The organism is Burkholderia sp. PAMC 26561 (assembly GCF_001557535.2).
Lineage (GTDB): Bacteria > Pseudomonadota > Gammaproteobacteria > Burkholderiales > Burkholderiaceae > Caballeronia.
Genome location: NZ_CP014306.1, coordinates 1,022,906 through 1,039,551, shown reverse-complemented (window position 1 = coordinate 1,039,551; position 16,646 = coordinate 1,022,906). Strand labels below are relative to the sequence as shown.

Here is a 16,646-nt window from a genome sequence, read left to right as displayed (position 1 = left end):
GGAAGCCACTGTCCAAACCAATATCTGTTTTCAAACGATTTGGGGCGATCCTGTGAAAATTTTTTTGCTTGAAATTTGATCTCTATTCACCTAATGAGACTCGTCGGAAAATGTTGTGTCAGATGTTTGCTAACGTTATGGAAACGAATTCGATGTTTAATTTAAATCGTCGTGTCGTTACAAAATAATTTTGGCAAACCAGAAAACGTTTGCTAGCATCCGTTCAAATGTAGAACACTGTGGAAGACAATACCTGCCGCGAAAGGTAGGAATTACTGGACACGTTCACGTCTGTCTTGGCTCTGCGAGGACTCGTGATGGCCACTGCCCGCATCAGGCGCATTGCCTGAGGCTCATTGTCGCTACTCGTCGAGTGGCATCGATTCATTGAAATACACCAATCCCTCTTTAGAGCCGGAGGGATTCATTCGTGCGGCCGGAACTCAAGCGTTCTTCACTGAACGCTTCGGCCGACTGTGCGTTTTCATAAATTGGCACATTGAGAAGATCATGGGAATTTGCGCGCCGCAATTCGTCCGGTCATTCTGCTTCAGCTTAAGTGCCGCGACATTTTCGGGCGTGGCGCTCGCACAGAGTGCGGCCGATGAAGCCAATAAAAGTAATAATCCGCTGAATCTGGCTGCGTCGTTGAATATTCAAAATTACTATACGCCGAGCGTTTTCGGTGCGAGTTCGCATACGAACGATTTTCTCTTGCGTCCGACTATTCCCATTGGGCCGAATGGCTTGATTGGCGTACCGCAGATATTCCGAGCGACGCTGCCCATCAGTACTCGGCCCGATCCAGCGGGCGGCTACAACACAGGTTTGGGCGATATCAATCTATTCGACATCTTCCTGCTCTCGCAGGAGGGCATCCAGGTCGGTATCGGACCGTTGCTCACCATGCCGACGGCGACAGATCCGAGCCTTGGCAGCGGCAAGTGGCAGGCCGGGCTTGCCGCGGTCGCAGTCAGTGCGACCAAGGCGCGTTTGCTTGGCGCGCTTGTGCAATGGCAGCACTCCTTCGCCGGACAGGACAGTCGCCCGACGGTGCAATCGCTGACTGCACAGCCGTTCGGTATCTTCAATCTGCCGGGTGGATGGTATGTGCGTTCGACGGGCACATGGACGTTCGACTTGCAGCACGGGACTTATTACATACCGGTGGGCCTGGGCGGCGGCAAAGCGTGGAAGTCCGGTACGACCATTTATAACGCGTTTATCGAGCCGCAATATTCGGTCGCGCATTCGGGGCGCGGGGTTCCGCAGTTCACCCTGTTTGCCGGTCTGAACATGACCTTTAGTAAGTAGGAATCCAAAACAAGATGACGTTCGAAAGTTTGGCGAGCAAGAGGAGCTCCCTTTGCACACATCGTTTTTGAGGTTGTCATGAAAGTATCAAATCTAGCAATCGCAGCCGCGCTTGCCGTAGCCACTCATGCAGCGCTTGCCCAGAAACCCGCCGTTTATCCGGCGCACGGGCAAAGCCCGGCAAAGCAGTCGCAGGACGACGGCGCGTGTTACGCGTGGGCGAAGCAGAACACCGGTATTGATCCTGCCATTGTTGCAGGAACGCCTCCACCGCCGCAAGGGCCGACCGGCGCGCGAGTTGGCGGCGCCGCGCGAGGTGCTGCGGCAGGTGCGCTTATTGGTGACGTCAATCATAACGATGCCGGCCACGGCGCAGCAGTGGGCGCCACGGCCGGCGCGGTGGCCGGCGGTGTGCGAAGCCGGCGGCAGCATGCAGCACAGGCACAGAACGCGCAGGCGAGTCAGCAGGCTGAAATGAGCACCTACTGGCGCTCGTACTCGGCATGCATGCAGGGACGCGGCTATACGGTCCAGTAGCTTTACGGAGATGTACTCAGGCGAGCACGACAACCCATCAGCGAGGAGGCAGTATGGAGACGTCGATCAGGCAGGCACGCAAACGCAGCGGCCTGCGCAAGGACATTAGTGCAGTCGTGTGCGCCGCCGTGACACTCTCTGTTCCCGTCGCCAGCCGAGCAACGGAGGGCGGGATCGGACGGCCGATTACGGGCATGCAGGTGATGCCTTATGCGGGCATCGTGCTGCCTTCGTCGGACTGGATTTTTTCCATCACAACGATCTACTACGAAGGCTCGCTCGGAACGAGCAGGAGCATCCCGGTTGCGGGAACGGTAACAGCGGGTCTCAACTATCACGTCTCGTACACCTTGTTGAACGCGGTGAAGACGTGGGGCGTAACGCTTGGCGGATGGAACTTCGCCACGCAGTTCGGCGTGCCGTTCCAGTGGACATCGGCGTCGTCATTCAACGGCCGGCTGCCGAACGACAAGGCCACGCAATTCGCCGACATCCTGTTCACGCCGGTCGTGGCGGGTTATCACCTGACGAAGACCGACCATATTGCGTTGAGCGTCCAGATGTACGCGCCTAGCGGCGCCTATAGCACCAGCCGGCTTGCGAATGCCGGACAGAACACGTGGACGTTTATTCCAACCGTTGCTTATACGAAGCTCTTGCCGGAGCACAACATTGAGCTTTCAGCGAACTACGGCATCAACTTCTATACACCTAACGATAAAACTCACTATCACAACGCACCAATCAGCGTGCTCGACCTGCTCGCCCTCAAGCGTTTCACAAGCGGTTGGGGCGTGGGTGTGGTCGGCGGATGGATCCAGCAGATCAGCGATGACAGCGGTGGTCTCGCCGACGTCATTGGAGGTGCGAAGGGCCATTCCGTTGGTCTCGGACCGATGGTCACGTACGCAGGAAAAGTGAGCGGCACGCCGGTATCGGCGTCGCTCAGATGGGTGAACGAATTCGAAGTGCTCAACCGGCCGAAGGGCAATGCGGTCGAGCTTTCGATCAGCGCTACTTTTCAGTAAGGAGGACGATGTGCCAAGCCGTAAGTTTGAACCCGCGCGCGTCGCGCTTGCCGTCGCGTGCATCGCGTACGGTATGGGCGCGACAAACGCAATAGCGCAGTCCAGTCCGCAGCCGGCCAGCGGCACGGCAACGACCGTGCAGCCCGAGCGCCAGCAAAAAGCCCTCGATGCATTAGGCGCAATGTCGCAATACCTGCGCTCGCTCAGCCGCTTCGAGGTCTCGGCATCGACCGCAACCGATGCCGTTCTCGACAGCGGCCAGACCGTCGCGTTTCTTCACGAAACCGATGTCAAGGTTCAGCGCCCGAACCGCATGAGGGCGGACATCACGGGCAGCCGTGGCGAGAAGGGACTCGTCTACGACGGTCGCCATTTCACGATCTACGACACGACGCCGGGCTATTACTCGACCAACCCCGCGCCTCCGACAAACGACGAACTCGTGCGCGAGTTGGCGAGCACCTACAACATCGATACACCGCTTGCCGACTTGTTCTACTGGGGCGACGGCAAGGTCGACGACTCCACGCTGACATCCGCGTTGTTCATTGGGCTCGAGCGCGTCGATACACGCTGGTGCAACCACTATGCCTATCAGCAAAGCGGCGCCGACTGGGAAATATGGATCCAGAGCGGCTCGCGTCCGTTGCCATGCCGCATGGCGACCATCGATACATCGCAGAGTGCGCATCCGCGGCACGTCGTGACTTATCACTGGAAGATCAATCCGGAATTCCCGGCATCGACCTTTACTTTCCGGCCGGCGGCAAACGCGAAGGCTATTGAACTCAAGCCTGCTGTGCGCACGCCGTTTGAGGGGAGTGAATGATGTTTCGCACCAGACAAATTGCAGTTGCCGGCATTGCCGGCGTTTTCCTCGCGACATCCATGAGCGCGTATGCATTCGGCTTTCGCGGCGGCGCGCGCACCAGTATCCATGCGCCGCCGGGGGGCGGTTTCAATGGCGGCGGAGGGTTTCACGGCGGCGGCATGCCGCAAGGCGGCCGTCCGGGCGGTGGCATGCAGCATGGCGTAGGTGAAAGCCATGGTGGCGGAGGCAGTGGCGGCGGCCATAACAACAACGGAGGAGGTGGTGGTAGCCACAACAATGGCGGCGGCGATCACAACAACGGCGGAGGCGATGACCACAACAACGGCGGGGGCGATCACAACGACGGCGGCGGCAACGACGGCCACCACGACGATGACCACCATCATCACGATGACGATCATTACCACGACGGCTGGTACGTCGATCCTGTTGCTGTCGGCGTGGCGGTGGGCGTGACAACGGCGGTCGTGGTCGGCGCGACGGTCGCTACGTTACCGCCGAGCTGTTCGAACGTGATCGTCAACGGCATCGCTTATCAGCATTGCGGCCCGAACTGGTATCAGCCTCAATACTACGGAACGCAAGTGCAGTACGTCGTGGTCACAGCACCCCGATAACCCGCTTCATCGCGCGGCTGGTTTTCTGATCGAAACCAGCCGGTCTTTCCTGCGTCACAGTGCGTCATGTACGCATGACGATGATTATCGATCAACCGGAGATGGGTATGGACTCGAATCCGCTGGCTCTTGTCATCCAGACTCTCGAACGAGCCGCGTTGCAAAGTACGGTCTTGCCGTACAAACGCTTTCGAAATGGAAGGACTCAAGCGATACGCAAAACCATCGTCGACCAAGAACGTCATTCAGGATCGTGCCGGTTTGGTGGCAGGCGAGCGCACTGATTCCGTGACTTACGTCATTGATCGCAGCGGCAGTTTCAAGCTGCCGCCCGTGACAATAGAGTGGTGGAATATCGCGACGCAAAAAAGGGAATCAATCGCTTTGCCGGCCGTAAGTTTCACGGCGTTAGCTGCGAAGGAAAGGCCGCTATTCGATATTCCCGCAGATGCATTGTCCAAAGGTGGCGCGCATCGAATCCTGGTAATCGATCGTTGGCAAGCGATCCTGGTGGCCTCGCTTCTGATATTGGTGCTGGCTTTGATCTGGGTATATCCGCGGCTTGCGACACGCTTCAGGCGTTTAAGCCAAGCGCTGCTGGATGCGCGAAAAGGCCATGCGAACGGCGCCGGCCCGGCATGGCGAGCGTTGCGTCTTGCCGCGCGCAAGGGATCGTTGAAGTCCGCGATTCCCTTGCTTTATCGATGGATGGATCGAAGCCCTGAACTCAAGCACCCGGCACGAGTGGACGAACTGAACTCGCCAGGCGAGCCACAGCTCGATGTACTAATTAGCGCCGTCCATGGACATTATTCCGATCAGCTTGAGACCAGGTTTGATTGGCGCAAATCGGAGAAGGCGCTCAACCGGGCCATCAAGCAAAAGCGTAAATTACGTAATTCCAAGTCGCCGCTTCCGCCGCTCAACAAATACTGAGCCTTTAGAAAAGCGCTTCAGTGTCAAACCACGGAAATTATCGCTGAGATATACTTCCCGTCGTGAAAATCCTGCGCACATTGTTCGTCTTGTGGCTTTGCTCGGTGCTGCCCTTAACAGGGCTGGCAGCCAGCGGCTCGGCCGGACCGTGTCCCATGCAGAGCATGACCATGGATGCCACAAGCGCCATGGCTGAGTCCATGCCGGGTTGTGATTCCATGGCATCGGTATCGGATTCATCATCTGGGCATGACAACAAATCCAAAAGTTCGCCATGCAAGATGGACGTGCAGTGCCAAATAGGCTGCATGACCATTCCGGCCTCTGCGCCAAGCATTGCACGGACCTTGCGGGCATATCGGCCTGTGTTTTTCCACGCCAGACAATCGCTCTTCGTCCGCGAGCCTGATGGCTTGTGGAAACCTCCTCGCTCACTCTAATTCCCTTCGCTAAATGTTCGCTGCTTGCGCGGCGAGGTCGTCCTGCACTCAGGACGTGATTCCCTATGGGGATCGACCGTTGGGGTTGAGAAATGCATTCATCTATTACCGTGCCGGTATTCCGGCATGGGCGTAAGCGCGCGCTCGCTTTTCTTCTATTGCTTGGCGGCGTCAAAGCCTTTGCCCAGGAAACGCCTTTGACGCTCGATGCAGCACTGCAATCGGCGACCGATCGATCTGCTTCCATGCAGGCCGCGCAGTCATCGGTCCGTGCAAGTTCACAAGGCGTCATCCGGGCTGGTCAGTTACCCGATCCGACGCTCAAGGCCGGTATCGACAACTTGCCTGTGAATGGGTCGCAAGGCTTCACCATCGGGCAGGACTTCATGACGATGCGGCGTGTTGGCATCGAACAGGAATGGGTGTCGCCTGAGAAGAGGCGTTTGCGTACGGCGCTTGCCAATCAGGAAGTCGATCGCGAACGCTCCGGCTATCTCGCGCAACTGGTGAATGTGCGCGAGCAGACGGCGACCGCATGGCTCAACGCGGCTTACGCAAAGCAGTCGTTGTTGTTGCAGCAAGAACTTGTCGATCACATGGTGCACGAGTTGGCCGCGACGCAGGCGTCGTATCGAGGCGCAAAAGCGAGCGCCGCCGACGTCACGCAAGCGCAGTTCATGCTCGCGCAAACACGCGACCAATTGCTGAAGGCGCAGCAAGTGTTGCAGACGGCGCTTATCGGTTTGTCGCGATGGACGGCGGCGCCCATCAGCGATATTTCCGGCGATCCGCCCGCGCCAACGTCGGTCGTTGCGTCGCTGCCACCGGATGAATTGAAGCGTGTCGAACCTGCGTTGATCAGCGCATCGTCGGAAATCGCCGTTGCCGATGCCGACACCGCCGTCGCGCAGAGCAACCGCAATCCGAACTGGACGTGGGAAGTCTCGTATCAGCAGCGCGGCGGCCAGTACTCGAACATGGTGTCAGTGGGCGTCAGCATTCCGATCCCGCTCAACCGGCGCGACCGCCAGGACCGCGATACCGCCGAGAAATCCGAACTCGGCACCAAGGCGCGTCTCATGTATGAAGATGCTCGACGACAAGTCGATGCCGACATCCGCACCCTCTCCGCCACGCTCGCAAGCGGACGCGATCGCGTCGCCAACTTGAACACGTCGCTCGTGCCGGCCGCGGATCAACGCTCGCAGTTATCGACCGCGGCTTATCGAGCCGGAACAGGGTCGCTCGCTGACACCTTCGCCGCGAAACGCGCGTTGCTCGATGCACGCCTGCAAGTGCTCGATCTTCAACGCGATGTATCGCTCACCTGGGCGCAGCTCGAGTATCAGATCGTGCCGCCATCGATGACCTACGGACAGTGAGACCACGATGAACAAAAAAACCATCACGCGCGCTGTCCTTGCCGTGTTCGCGGCGGCCGCGTTGCTTGCGGCGGGTTACGTTGCAGGGACGCATCGCGCCAAAGACGACACGCCCGCGAAGGAAGCCAATGCCGGCCGCAAGGTGCTTTATTGGCACGACCCGATGTCGCCGAACCAGCACTTCGATAAACCCGGCAAGTCGCCCTTCATGGACATGCAGCTAGAGCCTGTTTTCGCGGACGAAGGCGGTGCTTCGACAGGCATCAAGATCGATTCGGGCCTTCAGCAAAACCTTGGCATTCGATACGCAACCGCTCGCCGAGTCGATGTATCGACGAGCTTCGATGCAGTAGGAACAACGCAGTTCGATGAATCCCTCGCCGACGTCATTCAGTCGCGCGTGACGGGTTACATCGACCGGTTGTATGCGAACGCGCCGATGCAGCGCATCAGCAAGGGCGCGCCGGTTGCGTCGCTGTTCGTGCCTGACTGGCTCGCGCCGCAAGAGGAATATCTGGCGTTGAAACGCAGCGGCATGGACGATTCGATGCTCGCGGCATCGCGTGCACGCATGCGGGCGTTGTCGATTCCCGATGGCGTGGTCGCGAGCCTCGATCGCACCGGCAAGGCACAGACGCACGTCACGTTGACGGCGCCGTCGAATGGCGTGGTGAGCGAACTCGACGTACGCGATGGCGCGATGGTCGCACCCGGCCAGACGCTCGCCAAGATCGCGGGCTTGAATCCGCTGTGGCTCGTGGTGGAAGTGCCGGAAGCAATGGCGCTGCAAGTCAAACCCGGCATGAGCGTGGATGCCGTGTTCGCGGGCGATGCCGCGCAGCATTTCACCGGTCACATCCGCGAGATCCTGCCCGGCATCACTGCAGGAAGCCGCACGTTGCAGGCGCGCCTTTCGATCGACAACAAAGACCTGAAGCTCACCCCCGGCATGTTGATGCGCGCGCGCATCGGCGGCGCAGCCAAGGCATCGCGGCTTGTCGTGCCTTCGGAATCGGTTATCACAACAGGGAGTCGCTCAGTCGTGATCGTCAAGCAAGGCGATGGCCGTCTGCAACCCGTCACGGTCACAACGGGGATCGATACCGGCGGCGATACCGAAGTGCTCAACGGCTTGAACGAAGGCGAGGAAGTCGTCGCATCGGGCCAGTTCCTGATCGATTCCGAGGCGAGCTTGAAGTCGGTCTTGCCAAGGCTTGCGCCTGCGGTTCAAACCTACGAAACCACCGGCAAGGTCGAAGCCGTGACTGGCCACGACATCACGTTGTCGCATCAGCCCGTAGCTGCATTGGGATGGGGCGCGATGACCATGAGCTTCGGCAAACCGTCGCCCACCGCGTTCGCCGATGTCAAACCCGGCGAGACCGTGCACTTCGCGTTCAGGCAATCCGACGATGGCTACCAACTCACCAAGGTGGATCGCATGGAGGCCGGAAAATGATCGAACGACTGATTCGATGGTCGATCACGAACCGCTTCCTGGTCCTGCTGGCGACGCTTCTGATCACGGGCTGGGGCATGTATTCGGTCACGCAGACGCCGCTCGACGCGCTGCCCGATCTGTCCGATACCCAGGTCATCATAAAGGCGTCGTATCCCGGCAAGGCGCCGCAAGTGGTCGAAGACCAGGTGACGTATCCGCTGACCACGACGTTGCTCGGCGTGCCGGGTGCGAAGACGATTCGCGCATATTCGTCGTTTGGTGATGCGTTCGTGTACGTCCTCTTCGACGACAAGACCGATCAATATTGGGCGCGTTCACGCGTTCTCGAATACCTGAACCAGGTGCAAAGCCGGCTTCCACAAGGTGCGGCGGTTTCGCTGGGACCCGATGCAACCGGCGTAGGCTGGGTCTACGAATACGCGCTCATCGATAAAACCGGCAAGCACGATCTCGGTCAGCTTCGCGCGCTCAACGACTGGTTCCTCAAGTTCGAGCTGAAGGCGGTGCCGGACGTGTCGGAGGTGGCATCGATTGGCGGGATGGTGCGTCAGTATCAAGTCGTGCTCGACCCCGACAAACTTCGCGCTTATGGCATCACGCAAGAGACCGTCACCGACGCGCTGAAAAAAGCCAATCAGGAATCGGGCGGGTCTGTGATCGAGCTGGCCGAATCCGAATACATGGTGCGTTCATCGGGCTATCTTCATTCGCTCGATGACTTCCGCAACGTCGTACTGCGCACCAGTGATTCGGGCACGCCCGTATTGCTTGGCGACGTCGCGCGGATCCAGATCGGACCGGAGATGCGTCGCGGCATTGCTGAATTGAACGGTGAAGGGGAGGTCGCGGGCGGCGTGATCGTGATGCGTTCCGGCAAGAATGCGCTGACCACGATCGACGCCGTCAAGGCGAAACTCGATACGCTCAGGAAGTCGTTACCGGCAGGCGTCGAAGTGGTCACGACTTACGACCGATCGAAGCTGATAGAACGTGCCGTCGATAACCTGCGCGACAAGCTGATCGAAGAGTTCGTGATCGTCGGGCTGGTCTGCGCGCTGTTCCTGTTCCATTTGCGCAGCGCTTTTGTAGCGATTCTTTCGCTGCCGCTGGGTGTTTTGGCTGCGTTCATTGTGATGCGTTATCAGGGGGTCAATGCCAACCTGATGTCCCTCGGCGGCATTGCCATCGCGATTGGCGCGATGATCGATGCCGCCATCGTGATGATCGAAAACGCCCACAAGCATCTCGAAGCGCATGAGCACGCCCACCCGGATCAGCCGATCACCGCATCGCAGCGATGGGAACTGATCGCGGCATCGGCGGCAGAAGTCGGGCCCGCGTTGTTTTTTTCGCTGCTCATCATCACGATGTCGTTCATTCCCGTGTTCTCGCTCGAAGGCCGGGAGGGGAAGCTGTTTTCGCCGCTGGCGTTCACGAAGACGTACACCATCGCAGCGGCGGCGTTGTTGTCGGTCACGCTGGTTCCAGTGCTGATGGGATATCTCGTGCGCGGCCGCATTCCGCACGAGGACGCGAACCCGATCAACCGCGTGTTGATTCGTTCGTATCGGCCGTTGCTTGAGGCAACGTTGCGTCGTCCGTGGGTTGCGATCGCGCTTGCGGTGATCGCGCTTGGGCTGACGGCGATTCCAGTCTCGCGCTTAGGCGGGGAATTCTTGCCGCCGCTCGATGAAGGCGATCTGCTTTACATGCCCACCGCGTTGCCGGGGATATCGGCGGAAAAAGCGTCCGAGTTATTGCAGCAAACGGATCGCCTGATCAAGACCGTGCCCGAGGTTGCAACGGTGTTCGGCAAGTCGGGACGCGCCGATACCGCGACCGACCCCGCGCCGCTCGAAATGTTTGAGACCACGATCCAGTTCAAGCCGCGCGATCAATGGCGCGCGGGAATGACGCCGGAAAAACTCGTCGATGAGCTCGACAAGACGGTGAAGGTGCCGGGATTATCGAACGTATGGGTGCCGCCTATTCGCAACCGGCTGGACATGTTGTCGACGGGTATCAAGACGCCGGTCGGCGTAAAGATATCGGGCGGCGATCTCGGCGTGATCGACAGGCTCGCAACCCAAGTCGAGGCGACCGTGAAGACGGTGCCGGGCGTGTCGTCCGCGCTCGCCGAGCGTCTGAACGGCGGTCGTTATATCGATGTGGATATCGACCGCCTCAAGGCTGCGCGATACGGCCTTGCGATTGCCGATATCCAGTCGGTGGTGTCATCGGCGGTGGGTGGGGAAAATGTGGGCGAGGTGATTGACGGCCGGCAGCGCTTCCCTATCAACGTCCGCTATCCGCGCGAGGTTCGCGATTCACTGGAGAACTTGCGACGGCTTCCCATTGTCACAGAGCGCGGCGCGCAAATCATGCTCGGCGATGTCGCGGCGCTGAAGATCGCCGACGGGCCGCCCATGATTCGCAGCGAGAATGCGCGGCTTGCGGGCTATGTGTACGTCGATATCCGGGATACCGATCTGCAATCCGCAGTGAGGGCAATGCAGCGCGCTGTCGCCGAAAAGGTCGTGTTGCCGCCCGGTTATTCGATCGCGTGGTCGGGACAGTTCGAATATCTGGAGCGTGCATCGGCGAAACTTCGCACGGTAATTCCCGTCACGCTCGTGATCATCTTCGTGCTGCTGTTCCTGACTTTCAATTCCGCTGCTGATGCGTTGCTGCTGATGTCGACGGTGCCATTTGCGCTGGTCGGCGGGTTCTGGCTGATATGGGCTCTGGGTCATGCGGTTTCCGTCGCGACAGCTGTGGGTTTTATCGCGCTCGCCGGGGTCGCCGCCGAGTTTGGTGTGGTGATGCTGCTGTATCTCAAGCGGGCGCTCGATCATCGGCTTCATGGCGGAGTTGTGATGACCGAGGCGCTTCTGATCGATGCCATCCGCGAAGGCGCGGTGCTGCGCGTCCGGCCCAAGGCAATGACCGTTGCCGTCGTCCTTGCAGGGCTGATCCCCATCATGCTCGGCCACGGCGCGGGCTCGGAAGTCATGCAGCGCATTGCTGCACCCATGGTCGGCGGCATGGTCACAGCGCCGCTCTTGTCCATGTTCGTCATTCCCGCTGCATGGTTGCTCGTGAAGCGCCGGCAGTTGCGGCATCCCCTTGGCACGTTGGTGCCTTCTACTCAATCTGGAGAAATCAAATGAAGAAGCTTGTTTGTCTAACGATGGCACTCAGTGCTGCGCTCGCCGTCTCACAATCGGTTCTTGCCGACGACATGGCCGGCATGAAAATGAACGGGGCAATGACGAGTCCGGCTGCGTCGACCAAAGGCGCGTTGACCGATGCGGAAATCAAGAAAGTCGATACCGCGTCTGGCATGGTCACGCTCAAGCACGGCGCATTGCAAAACGTCGGCATGCCGGCCATGACGATGGCGTTCAAGGCGAAAGACGCTGCAATGCTCAAGCAGGCGCACGAGGGCGACAAAGTGAAGGTGCGCGTTGAAGACGTGAGCGGCACCATGACGATTGTGACGATGCGAAAGCAATAACTCATGTTGGACGATAAATCGCGCTCTTGCAGCGCGATTTATTTTTGCCTTTGCGCGAGTCATGCCAATCCGAAATGAAACTTCAAATTCCCACGCTGCATCCAGCGTCCTGTAAGCCACGTATAGAGCTCTGACGCGACGCAATTTCGCACTCGCGCCTTAAGGGGAACATCCATGAAAAAGGCAATGCTGAGAGTTGTGGTGGCGGGCGTTTCGGTTGCTTCGCTGTGTGCTTCGGCTGTGGTATTCGCACAAGGTGGCGGCAACGGTCAGGGCGGTACCGGCGGCGGAAATGCGCATGGAGCGGCGACGGCGGGAATGACGCACTGGGGCGATCCGGTATCGAGCACCAATAGTGTCACGTCCAGTACTGCGCAAAACCCAACCATGGACAAAAGCACGAGCATGGACGCCATGGCACCTAACAACGCTCCGGGCGCTTCCAAGACCGTGCAGTAATGCAATACGGGGTCATTCCCCGGCAACCGGCTCGGTATCGTAATCCAAGGACACAATTGCGCTTGAACTAAGCAACGGTATTCGGTTCCTATTTAATAAGTACGGGAGACGATCACATGCTCAAGTCAATTGCATTAGCACTTTGTCTGGCTTCGCTCGGCGGCTGCGTTGTCGCGCCGGGTTACGGATATGGCCAGCCTTACGGTCCAGGCTACGCCGCGCCTGGTTATTACGGCTACGCGCCTGCATATAGCAGCGTTTATATCGGCGGCGGATGGGGCGGCGGTCATTACGACCGTGGTCATGGCGGTTACTGGGGTGGCCATGGGCACGGCGGCGGATATGGCGGCCACGGTGGCCAATGGTCCGGTGGCGCGCATGGGGGCGGCGGTGGGCACGGAGGCGGTGGTGGTGGGCATCGGTAAAGACGGGTCAACTTGAGCGGCTTTTATTATTCAATACTGCCGCTCCCGTGCGTCAGAAGCTTTTGACCAGATTCTGGAAGCTTTTGTCCGCCGGTTAGCCTTCCGTGCCGTTTCCAGCACTGCCATCAATCAAATACTTCGTCCGGTCCTTTACGTCCTTGATCCAGGCGGGCGGCCGCGCCCATCCGCTCCACGTAGCGCCAGTCTTGGGATCACGATACTTCGCGGGCAGCGTGCCATTGCTTGCGGATTTCACTTTGACGGATCGCGTTGCCTTGGGTTTTGCCGTCGATCCCGCCGGACGTCCACGGCGTTTCGCAGGCGATGAAGCGTGGGCTTCTATGTCAGCGGTCGTCAGACCGTGTTTGTCCATGAGCTTGCGGATATCGTTGAGGACCGTTTGATTGCGCTTTGTAATTAACGTCTCCTCTTGCGCTTTGAGTTTTTTCAGCTTGGCCTGAATCTGTTCAAGGGTAGGCATTTTGGGTTCCTTAAGAAGTCATTTTCCGCACTATGCCACGCGCTTACTCATTGCGGAAGAGACTCAAACTGTCTTGATTTTAATTGCCAATGTATCTGCGGATTCGTTGCGTTTATTTGCAGATACTGAAGACAAGGTTAGTTGCGCGCTGTGAGCACTTGATTCTTTGGATTCATAGATGGCAAGACAGCAGCGACCCGCTGAACGCGGATCGCTGGAAACGGCTTAGTACCTATGCGCCGGCGGACGGTGACGCGGCGGCGGCCGGTGATGGTGATGCCGCGGCGGCGGAATTGGACGGCAGCGCCGCACATAATGACCATGAACCCAGACGCGCCGGCATTCCTGATGCGGCCGTGCACTTGCCTCTGTTGGCACGATCGCACTTGCGGCCGCGATCAATAAAACTGCGGCTAAAACCTTACGCATGATTGCTCCATGAAACGCAGCGCAAAACGCGCTGCCATTCGCCGATAAAACATCGCGGCTCAAGTGTTGTTTTTTATTTCTTCGGAGCTTTAGCGGCTGCCTTTGTCGCTTTAGCTGCTGGCTTCGGCGCCGCCTTCCCGGAAGGCTTTGCGTCGGTGGCGGTTTTCGGTTTTACCGCGGCCTTCTTGGCCGGCTTGGCCGGCGCTTCGGCTACAGCCTTTGGTTTCTTCTCAGCTGCATCCGCGGCCTTGGGCTTTGCGGCTTTCTTGGCGACCGGTTTGCTTGCCGCTTTGGGTTTGGCTTTCGGCGCGTCGACGTGATCCGTATTAACAGGCGCCGCGTTCAATTTGGTCCGCGTAGTCTTCTTGGCAGGCGCACCACTTGCGCTATCCGCCGATGTCTCGCGTTCAAGGAGTTCGCGCGCTCGTTGCCAATACTCGTCGGAGCGTCCATGTGGACGGCCATCTGCTTCCCACAGATGATAAGCCTGCAGACGAAGGCGTTCTTCCAATGATTTATTTTCCATTCAGTTAACCGTAACGGGATAATCGTGCATTTATGTTACAGGAGCAGCATTTTGCTTGTGTGATGTTTCTCTTGAGCAATGAGCATTCCATGCGCAGACATTTTTGCTTGATAGCACGGCAAAGAGACGCTTTAAAGTCAGAGTTACCGGGTATGGATGACCAGATCGATACCCCTCTCCCGCCAACCTAAACAGCCTTAGAATCCGACAAAAGCGCAGGGTCCGGAGACGCAAGATGGAGCATGCCTATTTCAAGTTGCTGCATGTCCTGGCCGGCCACCCGGGGTGGGCGCTGACGGTCGTCGTGCTCGCGTCATTTTTTGAATCGATAGCGTTCATCGGCACATTCATACCCGGCAGCACGGCAATGTTCGTGGCCGGCGCACTGGTTGGCACCGGCGTGCTCAATCTTGGCTGGGTCTTCGCATGCGCCATCGCGGGCGCGGTTGCCGGCGACGCCGCCAGTTACTGGTTCGGATGCCGCTACAAGAACAGCATCGCGCAATTGCGGCCGTTTCGAACGCATCCCGGCATGCTGGCGGCTGGCAAGCGCTACTTCGAAAAGCATGGCGCCAAGAGCGTGATCTTTGCACGGTTCATCGCGCCATTGCGTGCGGTCGTGCCCGTGGTCGCCGGCATGCTAGGCATGCCCTCGACCCGCTTTCTCGCAATCAACATTCTCTCCGCGCTGATATGGGCGCCTTTGCATATCCTGCCTGGCGTTGTCTTCGGGGCATCGATAGAACTTGCGGGCGCCGTATCGTTCAGGCTCGTCGTCCTGCTCGCGATCGCGGTCGCGGTGACCTGGCTCACACTCAAGCTCACCACGCTGCTCGTGTCTCATGCGCGCGCCTGGACCGACACTTCGCGGCGCAACGTGCTCGACTGGGCGCGTCGCCATGACCGGGGTTTCGCAGGACGCGTGGTGCTCGGCGTGCTCGATCCGAAGCATCAGGCCGCGGCGCTTATTGCTGTCATCTCCGTGTTGTTGCTGGTGTCGGCGAGCGTATTTTTTTCCACGCTGCACGACGTGTCGCACGGCGATCCGCTGGTTCAGGTCGACGTATCGGTGTACCGGTTCCTCCAGGCCTTCCGGTCGTCATGGGGCGATGCCGTCCTTGCCGTGTTCGCGACGCTTGGCAGCGTTCCGACGCTCGGCGCGCTTACCGTGCTCGTGGTCGTGTGGATGGCGCTCGAGCGTCGATGGCGCACCATGGCGTACTGGCTGACCGCCGTTGCCTTTTCACAATTGCTGATCCTCGCAATCCAGATCACGACCTTGCATCCGCTGCCGGGCGAAATCGCGTCCGGGCTGCGCGCATTTCCAAGCAATCACGTTGCGGCGAGCGTCGTCATTTATGGATTCCTCGCGTTCCTGATCGCGCGCCGGGTGGGGATGGTCGCGAGAATCCTCACCGCGATGGCAACCGTCGCCATCTTGTTTTCAGTCGCGTTCGCGGGCGTTTACTTCGGCAACTTTACGTTCTCCGATGCCGTCGGTGGCGCCGCATTGGCGGCGACATGGGTCTTCCTGATCGCGCTGACCGCCGTGTGGCGGTATCCGGCGAAACCGCCCGCGCGTCCGGCGATGCCTATCATCGTTTTGACGCTGGTCGGCGTAAGCGTCGTGTTGCAATCCGGTGCGAGCATTCAGGCGACGGCGCACGAATCGGCGCCGGCGCCGACGAAGGTAACGGCGATGCAATGGACCGATACCGTATGGCGGACCTTTTCTTGCTATCGATCCAGCATGGATGGCGACCGGCGAGAACCGATCACCATTCAATGGAGCGCAACGGCCGCGCAAATCAGCGCGCAACTGAAGGATCGAGGATGGACGGAAGGCACGCATCTAACAGCCCGCAGCGTGTTGTCTCTGGTGTCGCCCACTGCCACGGCGACCGAGTTGCCCGTGCTGCCGCGTCTGAACAACGGCGAACCGTCGGCGCTCGTCTTCACGCGTGCGCACCTGAGCGCGGACGAGCGCGACGTCCTGCGCTTCTGGCCGACGAACTTTGTGGTCGAGCATCATGGAGGCCAGTCGCCCACGCCCATCTGGCTCGGTGCGCTGGTTCACGAGCGGCTCGTGCGTCCCACGTGGCCGTTCAATGTCTTGCGACCGGACAAAGGCCTTGCGTCGATGATTGCAACCCACAACGATACATCGCCGTGGCACGACCTGGAGGTCGCGAGAAGCGCCGGTTGCGGTGGCATTCCGGTCACGCTGGTTGCATCGGAAGGACATTGAACGCGCCGGTTGC

At 59.2% G+C, this 16,646-nt stretch carries 16 protein-coding genes and 1 pseudogene; 14 read left to right on the top strand and 3 right to left on the bottom strand.

Features of this window, described 5'->3' with window-relative positions:
* Positions 1 to 510: 510 nt before the first annotated feature.
* From AXG89_RS04960 to AXG89_RS04930, 6 genes are all read left to right on the top strand, one after another.
* Positions 511 to 1,314, top strand: coding sequence for a hypothetical protein (locus AXG89_RS04960; protein WP_062168275.1), 804 nt, complete (start codon positions 511 to 513; stop codon positions 1,312 to 1,314).
* Positions 1,315 to 1,392: 78 nt separating this feature from the next.
* Positions 1,393 to 1,851, top strand: a complete 459-nt coding sequence (locus AXG89_RS04955; RefSeq protein WP_062168273.1) for a glycine zipper domain-containing protein — start codon at positions 1,393 to 1,395, stop codon at positions 1,849 to 1,851.
* 53 nt (positions 1,852 to 1,904) lie between these two features.
* Positions 1,905 to 2,879: a SphA family protein gene (locus AXG89_RS04950; protein ID WP_062168271.1), complete on the top strand. Its 975-nt coding sequence runs from the start codon at positions 1,905 to 1,907 to the stop codon at positions 2,877 to 2,879.
* A 10-nt stretch (positions 2,880 to 2,889) separates the two neighbouring features.
* A complete protein-coding gene (locus tag AXG89_RS04945) occupies positions 2,890 to 3,708 on the top strand; it encodes a DUF2092 domain-containing protein (RefSeq protein ID WP_062168269.1) in 819 nt (272 codons plus the stop codon).
* Positions 3,705 to 4,328: a hypothetical protein gene (locus tag AXG89_RS41995; protein WP_062168267.1), complete on the top strand. Its 624-nt coding sequence runs from the start codon at positions 3,705 to 3,707 to the stop codon at positions 4,326 to 4,328. The genes AXG89_RS04945 and AXG89_RS41995 overlap by 4 nt, the downstream gene beginning before the upstream one ends.
* 261 nt (positions 4,329 to 4,589) lie before the next feature.
* Positions 4,590 to 5,264, top strand: coding sequence for a hypothetical protein (locus AXG89_RS04930; RefSeq protein ID WP_236873372.1), 675 nt, complete (start codon positions 4,590 to 4,592; stop codon positions 5,262 to 5,264).
* Positions 5,265 to 5,301: 37 nt separating this feature from the next.
* Here AXG89_RS04930 and AXG89_RS41990 read toward each other — a convergent pair whose 3' ends face one another.
* Positions 5,302 to 5,601: a hypothetical protein gene (locus tag AXG89_RS41990; RefSeq protein WP_062168262.1), complete on the bottom strand. Its 300-nt coding sequence runs from the start codon at positions 5,599 to 5,601 to the stop codon at positions 5,302 to 5,304.
* A gap of 195 nt (positions 5,602 to 5,796) precedes the next feature.
* On the opposite strand from AXG89_RS41990, the gene AXG89_RS04920 reads away from it, so the two are divergent.
* From AXG89_RS04920 to AXG89_RS04895, 6 genes are all read left to right on the top strand, one after another.
* The gene (locus AXG89_RS04920) at positions 5,797 to 7,086 is read left to right on the top strand and encodes a TolC family protein (RefSeq protein ID WP_062168260.1); all 1,290 of its coding nucleotides are present in this window, start codon (positions 5,797 to 5,799) and stop codon (positions 7,084 to 7,086) included.
* A 7-nt stretch (positions 7,087 to 7,093) separates the two neighbouring features.
* A complete protein-coding gene (locus tag AXG89_RS04915) occupies positions 7,094 to 8,545 on the top strand; it encodes an efflux RND transporter periplasmic adaptor subunit (protein WP_062168258.1) in 1,452 nt (483 codons plus the stop codon).
* The gene (locus tag AXG89_RS04910) at positions 8,542 to 11,718 is read left to right on the top strand and encodes an efflux RND transporter permease subunit (protein WP_062168256.1); all 3,177 of its coding nucleotides are present in this window, start codon (positions 8,542 to 8,544) and stop codon (positions 11,716 to 11,718) included. Before AXG89_RS04915 ends, AXG89_RS04910 begins: the two co-directional genes overlap by 4 nt.
* Positions 11,715 to 12,065 carry a copper-binding protein gene (locus tag AXG89_RS04905; RefSeq protein WP_062168254.1) on the top strand — a complete coding sequence of 117 codons (351 nt, stop codon included), beginning with the start codon at positions 11,715 to 11,717 and terminating at the stop codon, positions 12,063 to 12,065. The genes AXG89_RS04910 and AXG89_RS04905 overlap by 4 nt, the downstream gene beginning before the upstream one ends.
* Before the next feature lie 174 nt (positions 12,066 to 12,239).
* Positions 12,240 to 12,524 (top strand): hypothetical protein, encoded by a 285-nt coding sequence (locus AXG89_RS04900; RefSeq protein ID WP_083637493.1) that lies wholly within the window; start codon positions 12,240 to 12,242, stop codon positions 12,522 to 12,524.
* Positions 12,525 to 12,640: 116 nt separating this feature from the next.
* A complete protein-coding gene (locus AXG89_RS04895) occupies positions 12,641 to 12,949 on the top strand; it encodes a hypothetical protein (RefSeq protein ID WP_075357273.1) in 309 nt (102 codons plus the stop codon).
* A 94-nt stretch (positions 12,950 to 13,043) separates the two neighbouring features.
* On the opposite strand, the gene AXG89_RS04890 is transcribed toward AXG89_RS04895, so the two are convergent.
* Positions 13,044 to 13,430, bottom strand: a complete 387-nt coding sequence (locus tag AXG89_RS04890) for an H-NS histone family protein (RefSeq protein ID WP_062168251.1) — start codon at positions 13,428 to 13,430, stop codon at positions 13,044 to 13,046.
* 431 nt (positions 13,431 to 13,861) lie between these two features.
* On the opposite strand from AXG89_RS04890, the gene AXG89_RS41985 reads away from it, so the two are divergent.
* The gene (locus AXG89_RS41985) at positions 13,862 to 14,179 is read left to right on the top strand and encodes a hypothetical protein (RefSeq protein WP_205583073.1); all 318 of its coding nucleotides are present in this window, start codon (positions 13,862 to 13,864) and stop codon (positions 14,177 to 14,179) included.
* A gap of 134 nt (positions 14,180 to 14,313) precedes the next feature.
* On the opposite strand, the pseudogene AXG89_RS41980 reads toward AXG89_RS41985, so the two are convergent.
* Positions 14,314 to 14,385, bottom strand: a pseudogene (locus tag AXG89_RS41980) (DUF2934 domain-containing protein); the annotation flags it as partial.
* 235 nt (positions 14,386 to 14,620) lie between these two features.
* Here AXG89_RS41980 and AXG89_RS04875 point away from each other — a divergent pair.
* On the top strand, positions 14,621 to 16,633 hold the full coding sequence (locus tag AXG89_RS04875; protein ID WP_062168245.1) for a bifunctional DedA family/phosphatase PAP2 family protein: 2,013 nt from the start codon (positions 14,621 to 14,623) through the stop codon (positions 16,631 to 16,633).
* Positions 16,634 to 16,646 lie beyond the last annotated feature (13 nt).

Excerpts from the sequence above, each read along its gene's own strand:
- AXG89_RS04890 (WP_062168251.1), bottom strand. The coding sequence starts at position 13,430 with ATGCCTACCCTTGAACAGATTCAGGCCAAGCTGAAAAAACTCAAAGCG.
- AXG89_RS04910 (WP_062168256.1), top strand. The coding sequence starts at position 8,542 with ATGATCGAACGACTGATTCGATGGTCGATCACGAACCGCTTCCTGGTC.
- AXG89_RS04960 (WP_062168275.1), top strand. The coding sequence starts at position 511 with ATGGGAATTTGCGCGCCGCAATTCGTCCGGTCATTCTGCTTCAGCTTA.
- AXG89_RS04915 (WP_062168258.1), top strand. The coding sequence starts at position 7,094 with ATGAACAAAAAAACCATCACGCGCGCTGTCCTTGCCGTGTTCGCGGCG.
- AXG89_RS04950 (WP_062168271.1), top strand. The coding sequence starts at position 1,905 with ATGGAGACGTCGATCAGGCAGGCACGCAAACGCAGCGGCCTGCGCAAG.
- AXG89_RS41995 (WP_062168267.1), top strand. The coding sequence starts at position 3,705 with ATGATGTTTCGCACCAGACAAATTGCAGTTGCCGGCATTGCCGGCGTT.
- AXG89_RS04905 (WP_062168254.1), top strand. The coding sequence starts at position 11,715 with ATGAAGAAGCTTGTTTGTCTAACGATGGCACTCAGTGCTGCGCTCGCC.
- AXG89_RS04895 (WP_075357273.1), top strand. The coding sequence starts at position 12,641 with ATGCTCAAGTCAATTGCATTAGCACTTTGTCTGGCTTCGCTCGGCGGC.
- AXG89_RS04955 (WP_062168273.1), top strand. The coding sequence starts at position 1,393 with ATGAAAGTATCAAATCTAGCAATCGCAGCCGCGCTTGCCGTAGCCACT.
- AXG89_RS41990 (WP_062168262.1), bottom strand. The coding sequence starts at position 5,601 with ATGCTTGGCGCAGAGGCCGGAATGGTCATGCAGCCTATTTGGCACTGC.
- AXG89_RS04920 (WP_062168260.1), top strand. The coding sequence starts at position 5,797 with ATGCATTCATCTATTACCGTGCCGGTATTCCGGCATGGGCGTAAGCGC.
- AXG89_RS04900 (WP_083637493.1), top strand. The coding sequence starts at position 12,240 with ATGAAAAAGGCAATGCTGAGAGTTGTGGTGGCGGGCGTTTCGGTTGCT.
- AXG89_RS04875 (WP_062168245.1), top strand. The coding sequence starts at position 14,621 with ATGGAGCATGCCTATTTCAAGTTGCTGCATGTCCTGGCCGGCCACCCG.